We start from the raw sequence: 20,709 nt of genomic DNA, 5'->3' as shown, positions 1-20,709 counted from the left end.
TTTATTTCTTTAAATCAATTACGATATCATCTAGAACAATATCTTTACTCTTCGCTTCTTTTTTCGGCACTTCAATTTTCTTCTCTTTTCCATTCACATACTCCACTCCACCATGATTTTCAGGTGTATGAACTCGTAAGTGTACGCGAGGTGTAACGATAAGCTTTGTTGCATTTTCGTTCAATTTTTGAAATGTAGCACTCCATCGAATATTGTAAGGATCGTTGCCACTTCCTCCATTTCCTTCACCCGAATAATCATTCCCTAGATCATCCTTAACCGTCAATTCAACATCTACACTATCCCATTCTTTCCTCGCACCCTTAGAAACTTCTTGATTGTAATAAAGAATAAACGAAACCGGCGACATTGCGACCTTTTCCATATTTGCCTTTATACCTTCTTTTTCCGAACTTCCACCAATTGTTCTCTCTTTACTATCCATTGATTTTACAGTTAACGCGAAATTCCAATTACCTTGTATTGATTTTTCCCTATCTGGCATCTCTATTCCCTCTATATTCCATCTAAAATTTACTTTGTCCTTTTTATTACTATCATGGTGCGTCGTTGTTACCATACCTACATACTTTTTTTCAGTAACTTTAGTCATTTTCCCACTTCCTGAACTACCATGGGCGTCCATTATATCCAATCCGCCTAATATAATAGGATCATCCCCTAAGTCTTGCTCACTTTCCAGTGAATACGTTATAGATAATGTTCTGCCATCAGAAATTACATCATTAATTATAACCTTAACCCCATTACTCTCTCTCGTCATATTCAATTCAGTCGAAAACTCTTTATAATTTTCATATAGCCCTGTTCTACCATTATCTAAAAATCGGAATATGTCCCCTACTATTGGTAGTCCTCCAGCGTATGTAGGAAATCCTATGCCTAGCATGGCAACCGATACGCCGACTAAAATAGATGCAGCAGCGACACCCTTTTTCCAACTTTTCATCTTTTTCTTCGTACGTATCGATTGTTTTACATTGCGCTTCACTTTTTCTTTTTCAATTTCAGAAGCCTCAATTTCCTCAAGTTCTTTTTCATCTATATCAATATCATTTAATAGTTCATAAATGTCTTTCATATTGCACTACCTCCAAAACTAATTTTCGTAGCATTTTGTTGTAGTTTCTTTTTTCCACGGTACACACGATTATCTATTGCCGCCCTGGTTAATCCTAATTTCTCTCCGATTTCCTCTGTCTTCATACCGAGGAGATATTTCATAATGAATACCTTTTGATCTAACGGTTCTAATTGATTAATAAGCTGCATTAATTCTTCTCTATCTTCCATAACGATTAGTTCGTCTTCAGCTGACCTTTCCGTACTGATATGAAACTCATCTGAACCAATTTCTACTTTTTTAGTTGCTTTCCGGTAATAATCAATCGCCTTAAATTTCGCAATTGCCGCTATCCATTTTTTAAAGTCACTCGGCTCTCCGTGAAATTTATTTGCGTTATTCCAAATGGAAAGAAATATATCGTTTACACATTCCTCTATGAGTCCATCATTTTGAACCGGAAGAAGAAATTTGTGCGTGATTCCTTTTATGAGTGGTAAGTATGTATCGACAACGAATTCTAGTGCATCTTCTTTTTGCCGTTGTAATCTTTTTATAAAATTTTTCTCATTTGATTTCATGTAGCGATTCCCCTTATTTTTTTGTAAAAGCTTTTACACCCTATATAACGTCTTACAAAATATTTTCTCTCATCTTTTTTTATTTTTTGTATGTTATGGAATACTTTCCCTAAGCCATTGTCTCACATAACTATGTATTACAAGAAAATTTTCTCAAGTCTGCCTTTTAATTAATGTAGTACACTATTTATATAGCTATTTTTTAACTTAGTGTACATTTTATTTCATTAATCTACTTTTTAACATTTTAAATTAGGAGATGAGATGTGTATGTGTGGAATTACAGGTTGGGTAAATTGGAATAAGGATCTTTCCAATGAACATGGTATTTTAGAAAAGATGGCAAATAGTATTCAGCATCGTGGTCCTGATGCTGAAGGATTTTGGTTTTCACCACGTGCGGCCTTTGCACACCGGCGATTAATTGTAATTGATCCAGAAGGCGGGACACAACCAAAAACATTCCGTACTGGTGATTATACGTATGCTCTTACTTATAATGGAGAAATTTATAATTTCCGTGAGCTGAGAGAGCAACTTCAAAAATGTGGACATACATTTGAAACTCATTCAGATACAGAAGTGTTACTACATGCTTATTTAGAATGGAAAGAAGACTGCATACAACATTTAAATGGAATTTTCGCTTTCGCCTTATGGGATGATCAGAAACAACAATTGTTTTTAGCACGCGATCATTTAGGTGTAAAACCACTTTTTTATACAGAAAGAAATGAAAGTATTATTTTCGGATCTGAAATTAAAGCATTATTAGCGCATCCATCTGTCCCTGCTGAAATTGATACGGATGGAATAAATGAAATATTTGGATTAGGGTTATTTCGAACTCCAGGATGTGGTGTGTTTAAGCATATTCAAGAAGTACGTGCTGGACATTCTATAACATTTACACGTGATAAAAAAGTAGTTACGAAGTATTGGAACTTAGAAAGTAAGATCCATATAGACTCTATAGAAGATACATCTTCTCATATTTTATCTATTTTACAAGATACAGTAAAAAGACAATTAATTGCCGATGTTCCGCTCGTTTGTATGTTATCAGGCGGATTAGATTCTAGTGGTATTACTGCACTTGCGGGGAAAGAATTTGCAGAGGAACACAAAACACTTCACACATATTCAATCGACTTTTTAAATAGCGCGAAAGATTTCGAACTGACATTTGCTCGAACTGGTCTAGATGCTCCTTGGGTAAAACGTGTTTCTGAACATGTAGGGACGTCGCATCATGACATTATTGTGAATGCTGAAGAATTAGCAAATCACTTATTCGTTCCCCTTCATGCGAAAGACTTACCAAGTGCAGGCGAAATGGAAACTTCACTATATTTACTATTTTGCGAAATGAAAAAAGATGCAACTGTAGCTTTATCCGGGGAATCTGCCGATGAAGTATTCGGTGGGTATCCTTGGTTTCATCAAGAAGAACTATTATATGTAGATAAGTTTCCGTGGTTAACAAACTGGAAAAACACATCTTCTCTATTATTAAACGACGTATCAAAGCAATGTAATCCTGAGCATTATATTCATACACGATTCCATGAAGCAGTTCTTGAAGTACCTACTCTTGAAGGGGAAAGTAAAAAATCCGCGAAACAACGCCAAATGTTTTATTTATTTTTAACGAGATTTCTCCCGTTCTTACTTGATCGTAAAGACCGTATGAGCATGTCTGTAGGATTTGAAGTTCGTGTGCCGTTTTGCGATTATAGATTAGTTGAATATTTATGGAACGTTCCTTTCAACATAAAAAGTATTGATAATATTGAAAAAGGCATTTTACGTAGAGCACTAAAACCAGCTTTACCTGACGATATACGAAATAGAAGAAAAAGCGCTTATCCAACTTCACAAGACCCACACTACTTACAAACGATTCGTAATTTAACACTTGATATGTGTAGTAATAAAAACAATCCTATTTTCTCACTCATTAACCATTCCATTCTACTTTCAATTGCTGATCAAAGTAATAAAGAGATTAACACTTTTGAAGCGAGGAGTGCTATGGAGTATATGCTACAAGTAAATGAATGGTTGAAAACGTATCATATTCATATTGCTTAACAAAAAGGAGTTCAAGGACAACAAACCTTGAACTCCTTTTTGTTATTAATTAGCGCATTGTTTATTTTCAGTATCGATAGACCATCCGATAATCGTGGCACAATCTCTACCTTTCCACTGCAGTACATTTGTTAATACCGGCTCAATTTGTAAGCTATTTCCGTCGTGTAATATTTCTACTAAAGATTGATCATCATCAAACCTTCGTTTATCACACTCTAAAATACCGTCCGTTGCCATTACAATGTGATTCGTACCTTTTTCTAATCCCCTCACACCTGAAGTAAAACAAGGTGTATTTGCTGCGAAAATATTTTTCCTGCCAATATATTCGTAATTCTTCCGTTTATTTAATCGTCCTTTTCCATTCTTCGTTTGCTCAGAATGGAATAAGTATGCGAAACAATCACCAACTGATAGCCAATATAAGAACTCGCCTTTTCGCAAACAAATTAAACATGCAAGTTCTTCATCATTTTGATCACATTTTTCAATAAATAACTCATCTGTGAATAACGCTAATAAGTACATATGTGTATGATGAAAAGCTAAATGTATTGGGTATGAAAATAATTCTTTTAGTTTCTCTTTTCTTTCTGAAATTGCTTCTATTATATAATGGATATTTTTCGTTTTATGATGTGTATCAAAAATCATAACAAATTCAAATTGTAATTCAGGATCCCACCAAGCAAGCACCGCATCTCCTCTTTCATATGCATCACTTTCTTGGTTTCCACCGTATACGCCGACTGAAAGAGGACCACATTTTTCAACATGTATTTCATCTACATACATCTGTTCATGACTAATCCATTTAAATGTATTCACAGCTATCATCCTCTCTCTTGCTAAATGTATACCTTTACACATAGATTACCTTATATTTCAATAAAAATAAACTTTTTCAATATTTTTTATCCAAATAAAAGGATTTTATTTCTGTATTAACGAATATATCTTATTATACGATATAAAAATAGGGGGATTTATTATTATGAAAGACATCAATCAACATTGGGAGAGCATTTATTATCACTTACGATGTGAATATGAGGACAACCTTTCCCACCAAGCAATTCGTATTTTACAAATCGTTTCCCGTGAGAAAAATATAACAATTGGAAAAGTTGCTTCTGAGCTTAGTCTCTCTCATAACACAGCATCTGAACACGTAAAGCGCCTTATTCAAAAGGATTTCCTCCTTAAAGAGAGAAATAAACAAGATGAAAGGGTCGTAAATCTTACATTAACAACCGAAGGAATGGAAGTATTAGAAAAGCATACTTTACTAGATAAAGAAAAGATAAAAATATTAGAATCACAGTTATCAAAAGAAGAACAACAATTAATTGAAAAAGCCTTTTCTTTATTAGCGAAGGAGGCAAAATATGCATTTCCTCGTTAAAGTTATCGTTTCGGCACTTATTATCGGTATCATTACTGAAGTCGCTAAACATTATAGTACGATAGGCGGCTTTATCGCTGCCCTTCCTCTTGTCAGTTTACTTAGTCTATTTTGGATTTCTTTCGAAGGTGGCAACAAACAAGAATTGAGTCAATTTGCTTTAGGTGTATTATATGGATTTCCTGCATCAGCACTACTACTATTTATCGTCTATATTAGTTTAAAAAATTCATTTGCACTTAGTACATCTGTCCTACTCGGTATAGGTGCTTGGTGTATCGTTTTTGCTTGCCAAAAATTATTTCAAACTTAGGAGGAATTATTATTCATAAATTTGTAGAGATATTGGGACAAAATATAGAAGTATATATAAAAGGAAGTAGTAAACAAACTATAGTCATTCAAACTGGAATGACTTGCTCCTTTTATGATTGGCTTCCCATTATGAAAAAGCTTTCCGAGCACTTTACAGTCGTTTCATACCATCGCCCAGGTTACGGAAAAAGTGAGTTGGGAATGTATCCGCGTACTACGATACAAGTAGCAAAAGAACTACATATGTTACTAGACAAACTATATATTCATGAGCCAATCATTCTAATCGGTCATTCCTATGGAGGATTATGTGCACAACATTTTGCGATGTTACATGAAGATAGGCTACAAGCACTTCTTTTAGTTGATTCTACTTCCATGAACTTACACCGATTAGACGAACTTCATTTACCGATTTCTGATCAAACTGATTCTGATAATATGTGGCTTCAAAAATATAATACGTACTCCAAAATGGATGTCGACACACTTTATAATGAACAAAAACCTATGCTCGTCAACAAACCAAAACATTATATAGAATTCTCTACATCACCCTCATTATATAAAGCGACGGTTTCTGAACTATCCGAGTGGAAAAACTGTGCTCGTTCAATAAAAGAGCTGGATATAATATTAGAAATACCATTAATCGTTATCGGTAGAGATCCTCATTATTCTATTACTCAAATGATTGAGGGCGGCATGCCAAAAGAGGAAGCAACACAACTTGAATCGACGTGGCAAAAACTAATTCGTGAACAATTTCACCTCTCTATAAACAGTCAATATATTCTAGCTGAACATGCTAGTCACGGAATAGAAAATGATCGACCAGATATTATCATTGAAGCTATTCACTCATTACACACAAAAAAAGGAAGCAACTAAAGCTGCTTCCTTACTTATCTATTCATAATCTTCTTCATCATCAATTTCTTCATAATACGAATACCCATTGCTTACATATATAGGACCATTCGCAACATCAATACGTAGTACCCATGCCCATGGCACAGCTAAACGTTTATGTAATGCTCGCCAAAAGTTCATCGATTTTCTTTCATACTCCTGGAACTCCTGAAGTAACTCTTTATAGGAGGAACCGTCTAACTGAATATTTGCTTCTAACAAACGAGAATGGGCACAGTACTGTAACTCTAGCTCAGCAGCAATTTCCATTTCTTCTTCCGTTGCCATACCAATAATTGTTCCATCTGCTGGTGCAATTTCATATACGTTGTGAACTTCAATAAGCCCTTCTTTCTCTTTCTCAAACATGTAAACAGCCTCCTTTAACATATATTTTTTATGTTACAAAGTCATACTTCTACAATAACTTCTCTCTTTCCTCTTTTTTGGATAAACTTTTACAAAATATTTATCCGATGACCTGCTTCCTCTATTCTTTCAGCAGAAATGAAACGATTATTATCAAAAGTTAATTTGTACACGTCAGGCATTTGAATTGTTTTCCAAAACTGAAAATCATATTTCGAATCAAAATAATTCATAAGTAACACCATAATATTCCCATGAGTACCTATTACAATATTCTTCCCTTTATATTTTTCCAATATATTTTGCATGCATAATATAGCACGCTTTTGTGCTACATTATTTGATTCTCCGCCTTCGTATGCAAAAGTCCAATCTTCCCACACATTCTCAATAGCATCATTAAAATCTTCTAGTGGCTCTGAACTTAATAACCTTTCCCGTAAATCTTCTTCTATTTGTATCGATACATTATATGTATTCGCAATTCCTTGTACAGTTTGAATTGCTCTTTTGTACGGGCTAGAGATCACAACATCAATATGCCCATCTTTTAATAAGCGTGTTACATTTTCTGCATCACAGTGTCCCTTTTCAGATAAAGGCCGTTCACGTTCTTCTTTTGTATATGTTGAGTGGGCATGGCGAACGAAATATATTGTCGTCATTCTTCAACTTCCTTTCTTATTTTCAATCTATATTCAATGGCATAATTAGAAAATCCTGTATCATTTATAGAAAAGAGTGCTTTTTAAAAAGCACTCTTTTGTTTACATAATAAAATTATTTCATTATAATTTATTTCTAAATTCCTTACTTGTTATAAAATCTTGAATAAAATAATCTATGTTACTTCTAAGTTTTTGATATGCAACTTGATTATCTATATCGTTAAACATAATTACAACTTCCACCTTATTGCCGTTTTTATCCGTAGTATACAAACTTTTTGTCAATACGAATGCGGTAGAACCACCCTTTTGTCCAGCGTATTCAAACTTACTATTTTTAACTGTTCCGTTAAAAATATTCTCAATTTCATCTTGCATTGATTTTGGAAAATAATTTCTACTATTTATTTTCCCCATTATACTCATATAATCTTTAGCGTTTGCACCCACTAATCGATCTGACCAAATTCGCTGAAATTCCATATCTACCTTTAATGGGATATCCCGTTTTTTCCATTCTTCTTCATCTTTCATCCATTCATGTATTTGTAACACATGTTTATTATACTCATCCTTTGACATGTTACGTATCGTTTCTAAAGATTGATTTTCTGGCTCATGAAGCTCTTTTTCTACATACCCTCTCATATATAGTGAAGCAGTATACGAAGAGAACTTGTCATGACTAGTAAGCTCTAACTCTTTTATACTTTCATTTACTCTTTCTATTCCAAGCTTTTCTAACAAATATGTTGTATTTGCATTCGAACTATAATGAATCATCCCTTTAGCGACTTCTTCCAAAGCAATTTGTCCATTTTTCACTAACTCTCTCGCTTTAGCATCTTCTAACCAGTTAGGATGCGCTCCACCATCAGTGTTTTTAACGTAATATTTTTCTAGCTCCTGCAATGAAATTTGTTCATCTCGACTTATTTTCCCTTCTGATACTTGCTTAGCAAATTCAACTGCTATTACGATTTTCGCCGTACTCGCCAATGGTAATTTTTTATTTGCATTTATAGAAGTTAATACTTCTCCATTTCTTTTAATAAATAATGAACATGTTTCATCGTCTTTATGTTCTTTTATGTACTTTAATACGTAATCAGGATCTTCTTTTGACAAATAGTACTTCATAATGACAAAGAAAGCTATAACAGCTACTAGAATCACTCCTGCAACAATTCCTATAATCTTAAATATGTTCACAATATACCCCCTCTAATAAAGTGAAACTATAATCAGTGGGGTTGTTCATCCCCCACTGATTATTAGTTGAACCAATCGGCGTTTACGGGCAGCCCGACTCTCACCTAACATCTTCGCTCCAGCCGAATTTTAAGGTGGGAGTTTTACTGCCCGTTAATGCCAGATACATTCCCTTCTATATAATTATTATAACGAATTTAATTACAAAATTATACAAAACAGAATAACTCTTCCTAAAAAAGAAAGAGTTACTCTATTTCACATGAAGTTATTTGTCCATTTAGCGTAACGACTATATTTGAGTCGTCACTTTCTTTAACATCTTTTAGCCGTTTGGAGTTAGGTGGACCAATTACAACTGACTCCTTAATTGGCGAAAGGTCCTTCTCTAATTTCTCTGCACTTACACCGTATGCAGCTTGAAATACTTCTGGTGGTGTTAATCTAAGTATGTCTGATCCTTCTGCTGTTTCAAACTGATCGTTATTGAAGAACAAATGTAATTGTACTTCTTCTGTTATGGCTGTGATCCAATGCCACCATCCCATTGGAATAAAGACAGTTTGCCCCGCTTTTACATGATAATTTTGCAATTGATTCGTTTCAGGATTTAAAATGGATGTAACTGCTTCTCCTGATACAACAACATCTAATTCCCATGCATTCGGATGCCAATGCGGTTCTCGCATATGTCCCTTCGTCATAAATAAATCAACAAATGCTCCTCCAATCATTGCTGGTAACTGCGTTGAAGTAACTTCATATGCAACGTTTTTCTCATCCCTTTTAAAAAAGACATTTTTTCTTGAATCAAAGAAAAGGTTTGGAGTTCCTGAGCTTTTCTTTAAATTTTTATTATCTGGAACATAACCTGACGTACTCATATCATCCCTCTTTTCCGCTCCTAACATTTTGTACTTAACGATGTATCGTATGGAAAAAATAGATGATATGTGCCTATTCAGCACATAATAAAAAAACATGCTTTCATTAGGAAAACATGTTTTGTGATATCCTTCACATTGTTTAGTTAAATAATAACTCTTTTACTTACCATGATGTAACATTAAATCACTAAGTTCTTCTTCAATGTGATTTAATTTCGCAACGCCTTCTTTCCATTTATGAATATAACGTGAAACTCCAACGAAAAATAAAACAATAATTGTAGAAAGAATAATACCATACACGATTGCTACAGTACTCATAGTTACACTTCCTTATAATTAGTAATGTGGTTATTAGTTATATTTTTATTATAAACCTTTTTCTTTTAAAATACTTCGATTTCAACTTTTTGTAACAAAATTGATTTTTCTAATATTTCGTTCGTAAAAATGGCATATTTTTCACAAATTATACAAAACTTCACCATATGTACTATTACCATATGAGTTATATTATTAAATAGAATAAAGGGGATGATATACTATGACGACTTGGTTTATTGTACTGTTAGTTGTATTTGGGGCATTTAAAATTATCGTTTCTAGCCTTCCTAACTCTGTTATTGAATCCATTATTAGCAAGTACGAAACACATCCACAACTTGAAGAAGAGAATGTGACTGTTACTATTAATGGGAAGAGCGTAGAAGACGAAAAAAAGTCTCAAATCATTCATGATTTTAATGAAGGTTTATTTTTAGATCGCTATTATGCACCGCCTCACAATGAAGGCACTCCTTTAATAATCAATGCAAAACGTGGCAAAAAGGATTTTACATTTTATATTTATAGTCACGAGGAGCATGTTGATGTTGTAAAACAACATAAAAAGAAGGTAGTTGCTTATAGTTTACGCTCTAAAAATCTTCAAAATAGTGATATGTTCGTGTCAGCTGACTTAGCTTAATGCTCATATATGAGAAGAAGGAATCCATGGCATATGGATTCCTTCTTTCCTATTTACTGAAAAATAAGCTCTGTCTTCAAACTATCTTTCGGTAACAACCATCCTTTTTTCTCTATACTCGCCATTAATAATTCTCTTTGTTTTGTCGCAATACTTTCCTCGTTTGTTTTAAACGACACTTCTATTACGAAGTCATCTTCTATCTTCCCAGTATTACTTAATGGCCAAATTTCAATATTCGTTTTTATATTTTCAAATTCACCTGTATATCGTTTCATTAATACAGGACCGTAAATGTGAGAATCCCTTAACATTTCTTCTCCCCAATTCGTATACAACCATTTGTTCATTTTCCCTGGTAACTTTTCTATTAACATATTTTGAGAAGCTTGTTCATTTGGTAAATCAAGTACCCCATATCCTTTCGCACTGTAACTTTTCTTATTTGAAATACTTAACGTTTTCTTCCCAAATCCCCAATCTATTTCCGCCTCATAACTATCAGTTTTACTATCAAATCCTTCTTTTTTAGCTACTTCTAGTGCATCTTGAATTACACCATTTTGAATAGGATATCTTTTTTTATATGTTAGCTCAAAATCTTTACTAAATTCTTTCTTTCGAATTCTCGCAAACCAACCTTCGTTACTTAAACTTTTATTCGCCGTATCTAAAAATTGCACTTGTATTCTTTCATCATTTGTACCAGCTTGGAAATGTTCTAGTACCTCTTGCTTCATCTCTTTGTTATAACCTAATACTTGTTCTGGCTTTAATAATAACTTCACTTCAAAACTAGGTTTCATTGGACTAGCAGTAAGCCCTTCCTTAACGTTATAAAGGAAACAACAAAAGAAAATGCTTACGAATACAAATACTTTTTTCATATACCTATCCCCTTTACATTTCAAATGACTTCTATACGTTCCATTGCAAGTGAATATATATTTTCATATCCTGCTGTACTTAGCTTTTGTTGTAATCGATCCGTATCCTCTTTATGAGCGTGCACTAACAAAGTATGTTCCGGTAATAATATATTTAACATGGCCTTAACATCACCCATACTTTGATGAACTTTATACGGAACTCGATTCACCCTACATGTATTCCTTACATGCTCTTTCATAACTTTTTCTGCAAAACTCTCTTTCGCAATATGTCCTGTAAAAATAATGGAATTCCGTTCTTCATGCCGAAGTTGTTCATAGTATAACTGTGCGCGTTTCGTTTGCATATTCGCATCACTCATTACAACTATTCCGTAACTATTTTGTATACTAATGTCATGATCCATAACGATTATGTTTCTTTTTAAACTCTCCATAACCCATTGAAGTTCTTCATTATTTCTTATCCAATCTTTATATAAGAACATCTCTTCAAATCCAGCCAAAATTTCTTTATCTACTATAAGCGGAAATTCTTTATATCGTTCATATAAATACAATACTATATCTTGCGCCCTACCAAGTTGCGGCAGCGGTAGTAATGCTATTCCTTTATTTTTCATAACTCGTTCAATTTCTGCACATAGATCATCTAATCTTTCATTTTGCGAAACATCATCAGTATGGTAAGCGGCATCTACAATTGCAATTTTTATATTGCTTCGCAACTTCTCAGGTAAATTAGCTCGTAGTATATTAGATTCTGCGGAATAATCACCAGAATAAAATACGTATGTATTACACATATCCACTAAAAACCAAACCGCTCCTAATACATGCCCACTATACCCCCATTGAAACCGCAATGTAGGAGTAATCTGTATCCATTCATTTGGATTACTAATCTCATCAATACATACATAATTTAAATCTTTTATATTTTGATCGTTATACGGTACATTCCACCTTTGCGAAAGATTGTAGTTTCTCCATTTTTCAAAATAAGCTGGAAGTTGTTCCTTTGTATAACGAGTTGTCCAAATTTTTTTCTTATATCCATACTTCGCTAATAAAGGTAAACCCATCGTATGATCTTCATGAATATGCGATAAAAATACCGCATCTAAAAATGGAACGACTTCTCTTTCTATTTTTGGATAACTATCTTCATACGATCGATTAATACCACAATCAAATACGATTTTTGTCTCTTTATTTTTTACAAAATAGCAGGAACGACCGTACTCTCCTGCTCCTCCCCATACTTCTACCCTCATCATGCGACCCCTTTTCTTTTTTGCTCCATATGTTGCAGAAGTAATAAGCATAGTGTTGTAAGTCCAACAGAAACAACTGCCATCGCCATTCCTATAGATACTTCCCCCTGTTCAAATTGAGCAAAAATAAACGTTGCTGACGTTTCTACTGATGGAGGTAATACGAGAAGCGATGCTACTAACTCTCGTATTGAAATCGTAAATGTCATCGCCCATCCAGCGAGAATGCCAGGAATAATAAGAGGCAATATTATTTTCCTAAAAATATAAATATAATTCCCGGAAAAAATACTTCCTGCCTGCACAAGAGAGTCATCAATTTGTCCGAGCGATGATTTTACATACTGCACTGTATAAGGTAAAAAAAGAACAACATACGTTACGATAACCATAACAGGTGTATTGTAAATGGACATAGGCATATATGGTGAATTCCAAAATAAAATAAGACCTACAACCATCACTATTCCTGGTACCATATTCGGTAACATACCGCACATATCAAGCCATTTTTCAGAAGACTTCTTCCCCTTTCGAATCATAAGTGCTAAAAAGACTCCAATCATTACAGCAACAACCGCTGTTACGAGCGAAAAAAGAAAACTGTTCCATAAAGCTTCTAATCCTGGAGAACCCATTGTAAACAATGCTTCATAATGACTTATTGTAAAGTTATTTACATGTAAGCCACCGCCTCTTAATTTCGACAATGAAGCAATCAGTATAGAAAAGTATGGGATACCAATTGATACGATTAGCAAACTAATCACATAAACCCATGCTACAACGCGCGCAAATATAGACAAAGTATACCTTTTAGATTTCACACCTTTTCCACTAACCATTGCATATGAATACTTTCGATTCAATACATTTTGCATATACCAAATGAGCATACATGCACTAAGTAATAAAGAAGATAATGCTGTTGCACTACTAAAATCAATCGGCCAACTCGAAATAAATTTATGGATTTCTGATGTTAACACGTGGAATCCTATTCTACGCCCAAATGTAGCTGGTGTTCCAAATTCAGCAATCGTCTTTACGAAAATGAGTAAAGCACCCATGACATAGCTTGATACTAATAACGGCAATATTATTTTTCGTAAACGATAGAAAAAGCTCCCACCATGAACTGCTGCCGCTTCTTCTTTACTACTCCCAATCTGAAGTAACGTGTTTTTCAACATGAAATAAAGGAATGGGAATAAATGCAGACTCATAATTAAGACCATACCTCCTAAACTAAAAAACGATGATGAAATCGTCTTTAGCATCGGAAAAAATTGTTCAAAATAGCCGTTAGGTTGCATGAACAAAATCCATCCCATCGATCCGATATAAGGCGGGGTCATAAATGGAATCATAAAAACAATATCTAACTTACTATACTTCCCTACATCGGTTTTACTCATAATGAACGCCAATGGAAATGCAAATATTGTAGCTCCTATTACAACGAGTACACCTAGTAGCATCGAATTCAGAAAAATCCCAGCTAATCCGCCACTCTGCATGACTTCAAAAGGCTTTAAAAAATTCCAACTGCTATTTTCATATACACTAGAAAATAAAATGAGAAAAAGCGGAATGACGATTAACATCGCCACAAATAACAAGGCTACTATCATTCCAACTTGTCTTACTGACACGAATCGATTTACCATGTAATCACCATCTTATTGAAATACTTTCTTAAATTGTTTTCCTATTGCATCTTGTTCTTTCTCAACTGTTTTCCAATCAATATGTAATACTGGAATCTCTTCTACATTCGGTCTATTTTCAGCTTTTATATCTTTTCTACCTGGCAATAAATACGCTTTAGAAACTTGTTTTTGTACATCATCTGATAATAAATAATCAATAAACTCTTTTGCACCTTCTACATTTTTACTACCCTTCATAATGCCTGCCGCACGTGGACTAATAACTGTTCCGCTTTTTGGATATACGATATCAACCGGTTCACCCTTAGCTTTTGCACTGTACGTCATATAATCAACACCCGCAATTACCATATCTTTCGCACCTGTTACAACTGGGTCTAACGCTTCTTGGTTTGCCCCCGCTACTGTACCTTCATTTTTCTTAAGTTGTTCAAATAATTTCCATCCATCTTGTCCATTCTTTTTCACATATCCTGTTACAAAGTCTAAAGCTGAGCCTGAAAGTGCTGGATCTGGAAGATTCACTTTTCCTTTCCATTCTCCTTTCGTTATATCGCTCCAATCTTCAGGTGCTGTTTTCACATTTTTTGTGTTGTACACAATTCCTAATGCTGAAGCACTATATCCAAAATAATGTCCTTTATCATCTGACCATTCAGAACGCAGCTTATCAGCTTGTTTCGCTTCTTTATAAGGTAACGTTTGACCATCTTTCTTTAGTCCTTCCATCGCTGGTAAAGAAGCGAGTACGACAACGTCAACGACTGGATTTTTCTTTTCAGCTTCCATTCTCGCTAAAATCTTACCTGTTGTTCCTTGAAACATTTCCACTTTTATACCGGTTTTCTTTTCAAAGTCCTTTTGAATTTTTTCTGCTAATCCTTTCGGTCCTGCACTATATACAACAATTTTCTTTTCATTAGAATTTTTATTTTTTGCATCTGCACTACCTGTCTTTGAACTACAACCTGTTACTACAGCTGAAAATAGTAAAGTACATACAAATAAAGACTTAAGCGAACTGAATTTCTTCATACGACTCTCCCCCTATATGATGAATACATTTTTTGGGTACATATAACGATACCGGTTTGCCGACGCTTAGCTTACTATTGTGATAAGCTGTCCATACACCGAGTGTCCCCATGTTTACTTTCACTTCATAACGTTCTCCGACATATGTAACGTGCTGAATTTCACCTGTATACGTATCGCACACTTCATTTTTTGCCCAGTTCACGTGCTCTGGACGAACCATTTGTTTATTCTCTACAAGCCAATTTGCCTTACCAACAAACTTTGCAACAAATTCATGAGACGGCTTCACATAAATATCTTCTGGCGTTCCTTTTTGTAATACTTCTCCTTGTTTCATGACAATAATTTGATCTGACATTGACATAGCTTCCGTTTGATCATGCGTTACATACAATGCCGTTAAGCCAATAGAATGAACGATATCCATAAGCTCTAAGCGCATTTCTTCACGCAAAATTGCATCGAGTGCACTAAGCGGTTCATCAAACAAAATAAAATGAGGTTTTGTTACAATTGCTCTAGCAAATGCAACACGTTGCTGCTGTCCACCAGAAAGTTCGTGTGGATATCTTTTCTCCATACCTTGCAGGCGAACTCGCTTTATCGCATCTTCTACCTTTTCTCGTAAATGATTCGTTTGCTTTGTAGCCCTTAATCCAAATGCAACATTTTCAAACACAGTCATATGCGGCCATAAAGCAAAATCTTGAAATACCATACCGATATTCCGTTCATGAGGAGATGTTTTTATTTTTTTCGCACCAGAATACATACACTTATCTCCAAAATATATTTCACCTTTATCCGGCTCTTCAAGCCCTGCAATCATTCTAAGTAAAGTCGTTTTTCCGCATCCAGAAGGTCCTAAAAGTGTGGTAAATTCCCCTTGTTTCATGACAATTTGCAGTGGTTTTAACGCCTGTGTTTGTCCAAATGTCTTTTCTAATCCGTAAATTTTAATATCCATCGTTTCACCTCTCTCCCCTCATTCTTAACCTGCTTTCATTCTATATGGAAGATTTATACTGAATGTTAATGTACTGTAAAGATTAAATTAAAAAACTTCTAATAAACTATTTATTTCTATAGATTTTTTCTATAGTTAAAATAAAAAAGGCGGGCAATTCATAATGAATCTCTTAAAATTAGAAATTGTAGTGCTTATTAAGAAATACAAAAAGCTTACGATTGTTGCAGAAAAACTTGGCGTGAAACAACCTACTATTACATTTCATATAAAAAGCTTAGAAGAGGAACTCGGTGTGTCTTTATTTGAATTACGTTCCGGAAGGTATTTCTTAACAGAGGCTGGCGAGGCATTGCATCATTATGCTTGTAAAATAGATGCACTTATGAAAGAAGCTAGGCGGGTCACACAAGAGTTTAAAGATTTTCATAAAGGTGCTATAACAATCGGTGCTAGTTATGTACCAGCGACTTATCTTTTACCAGAAGTTGTTCACCAATTTCAATGCGAATTTCCTAATATAAAAATAACGCTCATGGTAAAACCAGCTCCTGAAATTCGAATCATGCTACAAAATCATGAAATTGATCTCGGAGTAATTTCTGCTGCACCATTTGATGAACCACTTTTAAAACAAACGAATGTAATGCCTGATACACTTGTTCTCGCTTTTTCCAAAGAACATCATTTTGCTAAAAAGACAAATGTATCATTACAAGATATCGAAAAAGAACGTATATTATTGCATCGTAATCCATCTACAACGAGAGATTTACTTACACAATGGACACTAGCACATAACATCACATTCAAATCTGAAATTGAACTAGATTCATTAGAAACGATGAAACAAATTTTAAAATACGGGAATGGCGTCGCTTTTATTTCTAAACTTGCTATTGAACAAGAAATACAGCGAAATGAGCTATGCTATATACCAATTCCAAGATTTGAATTTCAGCGTAACATTTATACGATTCATCATGAGGACAGATGGAATTCTAAAATCATTTCTTTTTTACTACATAGCATCATTTCTTTCGCAGCCAAAAATTAAAAGGCTGTCGTTATACACGACAGCCTTTTAAACTAAAACTCTATTTATTTTTCTTCGCCTCAATTTTTGCTTGCGCCTCTTCAGCCTTATCTAAGGCTTCTGAAACTTTTTTCTCTTTTTCTTTCACTTCATCTATACTATCGACAGCTTTAATAAGTTTATCGATTCCTTCTTCTTCTACTTTTCTCCGCTTTGCCACTCTTTCATTTACTTTCTCTTCCACATCTTTTGCTTTTTGAAGCATATTCTCTGCATTTGATTTTACAGCTTTTTCAAGTTCATCATCTTTTTTCTTTTGTAACACTTCATTTGCAATATCTTTCGCTTCTAAATACTTACCGTCTTTTAATGCTGTTGCTCCGTAATCCATTATCTCGGCAATTTCTTTATATGATTTCGCTTCATTTCCTGATTTCTCTTTTTCTGCTTTTTCGAACCACATTGTTGCATCACTATATTTTTCATCTTTCAATGATTGCATACCTGTTTCAATATACGTGTCATAATTACTACATCCAGCCATTACAACTAACAGAAAAAGCATAACAAAACTTATTTTTTTCATGATGTTTTCTCCTTTTCTTTGCCTGCTCACTTTACTGTAACATACATGAAAAAGAGTTTCAAAAACTAAAATACTAATTTGGTCATTTTTTATCATTAAGTCAAATTTTCTTTTAGGCTGACACATCCACTTGCTTTTTCGCTACATGCTTCTTCACTCCAACTAAAACAACTAACAATAATCCTCCGCCTATTGTCATCATAACAATGCTAGTCGGTAACATATCTAATAATAATCCATATACAATCATACCAAGCGGTGCGATGGCAGTAGCAATTGTTTCAAGCAAACCGAAAACGCGGCCTAAATAACTTGGATCTGTCGTCTTTTGCAAATGTACTTGCATCGGGATATTTACAGCCATCATTGATATACCCGTTAAAATCATAAAAGCAATATAGTACATAAAACTTACTACTTTCGGAATGGTAACTAACAATGGGACGACTGTACATAAACTTAAACCCGCAAATAAAAACAGCCCAATATAAACAGAGCGAAACGGATTATTCACTTCTTTACGTACTGATAATGCAATCGCACCAATTAGCATCCCGACTGCTAACATGCCCTCTACAACACCGAGTTGCTTCGAGGATAAATGCAGGTTTTGAATAATAATAAATGGTAGTGAAACGAACAGTGCACTTGCAAAAAAGTTTACCCATAGCCCTATTTTCATTAAACCATATATTTCATGCTGTCTTTTTATATATGAAAAACCTTCTTTTATACTCATCAAGAAATGCTCTTTACTTTCAACCATTTCTTTTTTATATAAATCAAATAAGATAAATAATTGTACAATTACCGCTAAAAAGAATGTAATACTATTTAACAGAAAGAACGACTTAATTGAAAAGAAACCAAATACAACTCCGCCAATAATTGGTGCTAAAATATTCGATAATGATGCTGCAGTCTGGTTCAAAGCACTCGCTTTTTGAATACGCTCCTCATCTACTAAATTAGGAATAGACGAAGTTAATGCTACAGAATAAAAACTTGCACAAATTGATAATAATGCCGCTGATACATAAATAAACAGTAGTGATGGCCCAAAAGTAGTTGCAAGAATAAACATAATAAGCATCGTTACACTACTTAATAAATCTGTGCCAATGACAAGCCATTTTCGATTGACGCGGTCAGCTACAGCACCTGCAATTGGGCCACAGATCATTCTTGGTATTGATCCGCAAATAAGAGTAGTTGCAAACCCCATTCCTGAACCAGTTGTCTTTAATACGTATAACCCCATTGCAAACGTATAAATACCCGCCCCTAACAAGGACGTCATTTTTCCAATCATCATTAAAATAATATTTCTCGTTGCAACCTTCATTTTCCAATCATGTTGACCTATACTTACATCCCCCATTATGACACTCTCCCCTTAAAAGTTAAATTGTGTTAAACTTATTATATAATCAACTTTCCAATTTTTACAATAAAAAGTTTAATTGTGTTTAACTTTTAAATTATAAAGGAGCATATAATGGCTACTCTCGGTGCAAAAATTAAAACGTTACGAAAAGAAAAAAAGCTTACTCAAACTGATTTAGCAGGTTCAGAACTGACAAAAAGTATGCTAAGCCAAATTGAAAACGGAAAAGCTACACCTTCCATGAAAACATTACAATATATTGCTGAAAAACTTGGATGCGAAACGAGTTTTTTACTAGAAGATGATGATGTGGAAACGATAGAACTCATTCAACAAATGGAACAACTAATAAAAGCAAATAAGTACGATGAAGTATATGAGGTTTTACTACCTATCGTTCAAAAAGAGCTACCTCCCACTTTGAATACCGCTCGTTTATATAAACAATTTGTAACAGCTGCGGCTAAAATGAAAGATTACAATATTGAACATTACGTGGAAAAGGCTACTTCTATTTTTGAAAAATATACGTTATACCGGGAAAGTACAGAAACAAAATTAAAATTATCCTTTACGATATTCACACGTAAAAAGTATGCTGAATGTTTACAACTCATTGCTAGCATCCGAAATGACTATGAAGAGAAACATTTAGAAATGGATCTCATTATACATATAGAGTTATATTTATATGAGGCAATTATTTTTCTTGCATATGGTAATTACGAACAATGTGAAAGTGTCATTTTAGATGCACTTGCATTTTCAAAAAAACATCAAGTGTATTATAAAACAGATGAATTTTACCGTATTTTATCTTACCAAAAAGTCCTCACGGCTGATAAAGAACAATATTTACATTACATAAAAAAATCAGAGCAATTTGCCATTTTTACAGAAGATACTTTATCTGCAGCGGTTATTAATCTTTTAAAAGCTTACTACTACAACACAATTACTCATGAATATACTATTGCATTAGAACATGTAGAACAATTTCGAGAAAAACTAAAAGATGAGCGAATTTTTCAAGATGATGGATCGTATTATCTTGAAAAAGGAAAAGCTTTGTATGGTTTAAAACAATACGAAGAAGCTTTAAAAACATTACAACGTGCTATCATACCAGATTATATAAACCATCCACTTGATCACGCACGGCTTACAACAGCTGGGGCATATCGTGCTCTTTGTTATGTCAAACTTAATGATAAAAAAAGAGCTCTTGAAGAAGTAACAGAAGCATACGAAATCGTACAGTCCTATCCTGATTCCATCTTCACTTCATTTATTAAAGAAACATTACAAATAATACAAAAACTTTAAGAATGTCTCTAAATGGTATATTATTCCTCTTT

The 20,709-nt window shown here is 34.0% G+C and carries 23 protein-coding genes; 7 read left to right on the top strand and 16 right to left on the bottom strand.

All coding sequences use genetic code 11. The features are described from left to right. Position 1: 1 nt before the first annotated feature. Both JDS92_RS05115 and JDS92_RS05110 read right to left on the bottom strand, forming a co-directional pair. Positions 2–1,102 (bottom strand): DUF4179 domain-containing protein, encoded by a 1,101-nt coding sequence (locus JDS92_RS05115; RefSeq protein WP_199631598.1) that lies wholly within the window; start codon positions 1,100–1,102, stop codon positions 2–4. Beyond that, positions 1,099–1,665: a sigma-70 family RNA polymerase sigma factor gene (locus JDS92_RS05110; protein ID WP_199631597.1), complete on the bottom strand. Its 567-nt coding sequence runs from the start codon at positions 1,663–1,665 to the stop codon at positions 1,099–1,101. The genes JDS92_RS05115 and JDS92_RS05110 overlap by 4 nt, the downstream gene beginning before the upstream one ends. 270 nt (positions 1,666–1,935) lie before the next feature. Here JDS92_RS05110 and asnB point away from each other — a divergent pair, with 270 nt between their 5' ends. Beyond that, positions 1,936–3,759, top strand: coding sequence for an asparagine synthase (glutamine-hydrolyzing) (gene asnB / locus JDS92_RS05105; protein ID WP_199631596.1), 1,824 nt, complete (start codon positions 1,936–1,938; stop codon positions 3,757–3,759). A 45-nt stretch (positions 3,760–3,804) separates the two neighbouring features. Here the strand turns inward: asnB and JDS92_RS05100 are convergent, their stop codons facing one another. Beyond that, entirely contained in the window at positions 3,805–4,632 is an 828-nt protein-coding gene (locus tag JDS92_RS05100; protein WP_002047737.1) for a PP2C family serine/threonine-protein phosphatase, read from the bottom strand. A 124-nt stretch (positions 4,633–4,756) separates the two neighbouring features. Between JDS92_RS05100 and JDS92_RS05095 the strand changes: the two genes are divergently transcribed. From JDS92_RS05095 to JDS92_RS05085, 3 genes are read left to right on the top strand one after another with little or no spacing between them, the layout of a single operon-like run. Continuing rightward, a complete protein-coding gene (locus JDS92_RS05095) occupies positions 4,757–5,167 on the top strand; it encodes a MarR family winged helix-turn-helix transcriptional regulator (RefSeq protein WP_000651923.1) in 411 nt (136 codons plus the stop codon). Beyond that, positions 5,151–5,480, top strand: a complete 330-nt coding sequence (locus JDS92_RS05090) for a DUF3147 family protein (RefSeq protein ID WP_000545617.1) — start codon at positions 5,151–5,153, stop codon at positions 5,478–5,480. Before JDS92_RS05095 ends, JDS92_RS05090 begins: the two co-directional genes overlap by 17 nt. Continuing rightward, positions 5,441–6,373 (top strand): alpha/beta fold hydrolase, encoded by a 933-nt coding sequence (locus tag JDS92_RS05085; protein WP_199631595.1) that lies wholly within the window; start codon positions 5,441–5,443, stop codon positions 6,371–6,373. The genes JDS92_RS05090 and JDS92_RS05085 overlap by 40 nt, the downstream gene beginning before the upstream one ends. An 18-nt stretch (positions 6,374–6,391) precedes the next feature. On the opposite strand, the gene JDS92_RS05080 is transcribed toward JDS92_RS05085, so the two are convergent. The 6 genes from JDS92_RS05080 to JDS92_RS05055 all read right to left on the bottom strand — a co-directional run bounded on the left by JDS92_RS05080 (position 6,392) and on the right by JDS92_RS05055 (position 10,033). Next, entirely contained in the window at positions 6,392–6,763 is a 372-nt protein-coding gene (locus JDS92_RS05080) for a hypothetical protein (protein ID WP_000461765.1), read from the bottom strand. An 89-nt stretch (positions 6,764–6,852) separates the two neighbouring features. After that, positions 6,853–7,428 (bottom strand): histidine phosphatase family protein, encoded by a 576-nt coding sequence (locus JDS92_RS05075; protein ID WP_199631594.1) that lies wholly within the window; start codon positions 7,426–7,428, stop codon positions 6,853–6,855. A gap of 123 nt (positions 7,429–7,551) precedes the next feature. Continuing rightward, entirely contained in the window at positions 7,552–8,643 is a 1,092-nt protein-coding gene (locus JDS92_RS05070; protein WP_199631593.1) for a serine hydrolase, read from the bottom strand. Between the two features lie 248 nt (positions 8,644–8,891). Beyond that, positions 8,892–9,527: a cupin domain-containing protein gene (locus JDS92_RS05065; RefSeq protein WP_000107762.1), complete on the bottom strand. Its 636-nt coding sequence runs from the start codon at positions 9,525–9,527 to the stop codon at positions 8,892–8,894. Positions 9,528–9,689: 162 nt separating this feature from the next. Further along, positions 9,690–9,851: a hypothetical protein gene (locus tag JDS92_RS05060; protein WP_000108701.1), complete on the bottom strand. Its 162-nt coding sequence runs from the start codon at positions 9,849–9,851 to the stop codon at positions 9,690–9,692. Between the two features lie 65 nt (positions 9,852–9,916). Continuing rightward, positions 9,917–10,033, bottom strand: coding sequence for a hypothetical protein (locus JDS92_RS05055; protein WP_002011946.1), 117 nt, complete (start codon positions 10,031–10,033; stop codon positions 9,917–9,919). A gap of 41 nt (positions 10,034–10,074) precedes the next feature. Here JDS92_RS05055 and JDS92_RS05050 point away from each other — a divergent pair, with 41 nt between their 5' ends. Beyond that, a complete protein-coding gene (locus JDS92_RS05050; RefSeq protein ID WP_000214566.1) occupies positions 10,075–10,497 on the top strand; it encodes a YfmQ family protein in 423 nt (140 codons plus the stop codon). 53 nt (positions 10,498–10,550) lie between these two features. Here JDS92_RS05050 and JDS92_RS05045 read toward each other — a convergent pair whose 3' ends face one another. The 5 genes from JDS92_RS05045 to JDS92_RS05025 are packed head-to-tail and all read right to left on the bottom strand — an operon-like array spanning position 10,551 to position 16,342. Continuing rightward, positions 10,551–11,384 (bottom strand): hypothetical protein, encoded by an 834-nt coding sequence (locus tag JDS92_RS05045; RefSeq protein WP_199631592.1) that lies wholly within the window; start codon positions 11,382–11,384, stop codon positions 10,551–10,553. Positions 11,385–11,404: 20 nt separating this feature from the next. Then, positions 11,405–12,667: an MBL fold metallo-hydrolase gene (locus tag JDS92_RS05040; RefSeq protein WP_142950824.1), complete on the bottom strand. Its 1,263-nt coding sequence runs from the start codon at positions 12,665–12,667 to the stop codon at positions 11,405–11,407. After that, positions 12,664–14,334, bottom strand: a complete 1,671-nt coding sequence (locus JDS92_RS05035; RefSeq protein WP_199631591.1) for an ABC transporter permease — start codon at positions 14,332–14,334, stop codon at positions 12,664–12,666. The genes JDS92_RS05040 and JDS92_RS05035 overlap by 4 nt, the downstream gene beginning before the upstream one ends. Before the next feature lie 12 nt (positions 14,335–14,346). After that, complete coding sequence (locus tag JDS92_RS05030; protein ID WP_000714709.1) at positions 14,347–15,372, bottom strand: ABC transporter substrate-binding protein; 1,026 nt, start codon at positions 15,370–15,372, stop codon at positions 14,347–14,349. Next, positions 15,350–16,342, bottom strand: a complete 993-nt coding sequence (locus JDS92_RS05025; RefSeq protein ID WP_000351834.1) for an ABC transporter ATP-binding protein — start codon at positions 16,340–16,342, stop codon at positions 15,350–15,352. The genes JDS92_RS05030 and JDS92_RS05025 overlap by 23 nt, the downstream gene beginning before the upstream one ends. Positions 16,343–16,505: 163 nt before the next feature. On the opposite strand from JDS92_RS05025, the gene JDS92_RS05020 reads away from it, so the two are divergent. Then, positions 16,506–17,399 (top strand): LysR family transcriptional regulator, encoded by an 894-nt coding sequence (locus tag JDS92_RS05020; RefSeq protein ID WP_001050616.1) that lies wholly within the window; start codon positions 16,506–16,508, stop codon positions 17,397–17,399. Between the two features lie 40 nt (positions 17,400–17,439). On the opposite strand, the gene JDS92_RS05015 is transcribed toward JDS92_RS05020, so the two are convergent. Together JDS92_RS05015 and JDS92_RS05010 are read right to left on the bottom strand one after the other, a co-directional pair. Further along, complete coding sequence (locus JDS92_RS05015; RefSeq protein ID WP_199631590.1) at positions 17,440–17,964, bottom strand: COG3014 family protein; 525 nt, start codon at positions 17,962–17,964, stop codon at positions 17,440–17,442. Between the two features lie 112 nt (positions 17,965–18,076). After that, complete coding sequence (locus JDS92_RS05010; RefSeq protein WP_199631589.1) at positions 18,077–19,345, bottom strand: MFS transporter; 1,269 nt, start codon at positions 19,343–19,345, stop codon at positions 18,077–18,079. A 117-nt stretch (positions 19,346–19,462) separates the two neighbouring features. On the opposite strand from JDS92_RS05010, the gene JDS92_RS05005 reads away from it, so the two are divergent. Continuing rightward, a complete protein-coding gene (locus JDS92_RS05005; RefSeq protein WP_097954683.1) occupies positions 19,463–20,677 on the top strand; it encodes a helix-turn-helix domain-containing protein in 1,215 nt (404 codons plus the stop codon). Positions 20,678–20,709: the final 32 nt, after the last annotated feature.

The organism is Bacillus cereus group sp. N12 (assembly GCF_016483575.1).
In the GTDB taxonomy this organism is placed as follows: domain Bacteria; phylum Bacillota; class Bacilli; order Bacillales; family Bacillaceae_G; genus Bacillus_A; species Bacillus_A toyonensis.
This window is presented reverse-complemented; position numbering and strand designations above follow the sequence as displayed.

Excerpts from the sequence above, each read along its gene's own strand:
- JDS92_RS05115 (WP_199631598.1), bottom strand. The coding sequence starts at position 1,102 with ATGAAAGACATTTATGAACTATTAAATGATATTGATATAGATGAAAAA.
- JDS92_RS05110 (WP_199631597.1), bottom strand. The coding sequence starts at position 1,665 with ATGAAATCAAATGAGAAAAATTTTATAAAAAGATTACAACGGCAAAAA.
- asnB (WP_199631596.1), top strand. The coding sequence starts at position 1,936 with ATGTGTGGAATTACAGGTTGGGTAAATTGGAATAAGGATCTTTCCAAT.
- JDS92_RS05100 (WP_002047737.1), bottom strand. The coding sequence starts at position 4,632 with ATGTGTAAAGGTATACATTTAGCAAGAGAGAGGATGATAGCTGTGAAT.
- JDS92_RS05095 (WP_000651923.1), top strand. The coding sequence starts at position 4,757 with ATGAAAGACATCAATCAACATTGGGAGAGCATTTATTATCACTTACGA.
- JDS92_RS05090 (WP_000545617.1), top strand. The coding sequence starts at position 5,151 with ATGCATTTCCTCGTTAAAGTTATCGTTTCGGCACTTATTATCGGTATC.
- JDS92_RS05080 (WP_000461765.1), bottom strand. The coding sequence starts at position 6,763 with ATGTTTGAGAAAGAGAAAGAAGGGCTTATTGAAGTTCACAACGTATAT.
- JDS92_RS05075 (WP_199631594.1), bottom strand. The coding sequence starts at position 7,428 with ATGACGACAATATATTTCGTTCGCCATGCCCACTCAACATATACAAAA.
- JDS92_RS05065 (WP_000107762.1), bottom strand. The coding sequence starts at position 9,527 with ATGAGTACGTCAGGTTATGTTCCAGATAATAAAAATTTAAAGAAAAGC.
- JDS92_RS05060 (WP_000108701.1), bottom strand. The coding sequence starts at position 9,851 with ATGAGTACTGTAGCAATCGTGTATGGTATTATTCTTTCTACAATTATT.
- JDS92_RS05055 (WP_002011946.1), bottom strand. The coding sequence starts at position 10,033 with ATGGTAATAGTACATATGGTGAAGTTTTGTATAATTTGTGAAAAATAT.
- JDS92_RS05050 (WP_000214566.1), top strand. The coding sequence starts at position 10,075 with ATGACGACTTGGTTTATTGTACTGTTAGTTGTATTTGGGGCATTTAAA.
- JDS92_RS05045 (WP_199631592.1), bottom strand. The coding sequence starts at position 11,384 with ATGAAAAAAGTATTTGTATTCGTAAGCATTTTCTTTTGTTGTTTCCTT.
- JDS92_RS05040 (WP_142950824.1), bottom strand. The coding sequence starts at position 12,667 with ATGATGAGGGTAGAAGTATGGGGAGGAGCAGGAGAGTACGGTCGTTCC.
- JDS92_RS05035 (WP_199631591.1), bottom strand. The coding sequence starts at position 14,334 with ATGGTAAATCGATTCGTGTCAGTAAGACAAGTTGGAATGATAGTAGCC.
- JDS92_RS05030 (WP_000714709.1), bottom strand. The coding sequence starts at position 15,372 with ATGAAGAAATTCAGTTCGCTTAAGTCTTTATTTGTATGTACTTTACTA.
- JDS92_RS05025 (WP_000351834.1), bottom strand. The coding sequence starts at position 16,342 with ATGGATATTAAAATTTACGGATTAGAAAAGACATTTGGACAAACACAG.
- JDS92_RS05020 (WP_001050616.1), top strand. The coding sequence starts at position 16,506 with ATGAATCTCTTAAAATTAGAAATTGTAGTGCTTATTAAGAAATACAAA.
- JDS92_RS05015 (WP_199631590.1), bottom strand. The coding sequence starts at position 17,964 with ATGAAAAAAATAAGTTTTGTTATGCTTTTTCTGTTAGTTGTAATGGCT.
- JDS92_RS05010 (WP_199631589.1), bottom strand. The coding sequence starts at position 19,345 with ATGGGGGATGTAAGTATAGGTCAACATGATTGGAAAATGAAGGTTGCA.
- JDS92_RS05005 (WP_097954683.1), top strand. The coding sequence starts at position 19,463 with ATGGCTACTCTCGGTGCAAAAATTAAAACGTTACGAAAAGAAAAAAAG.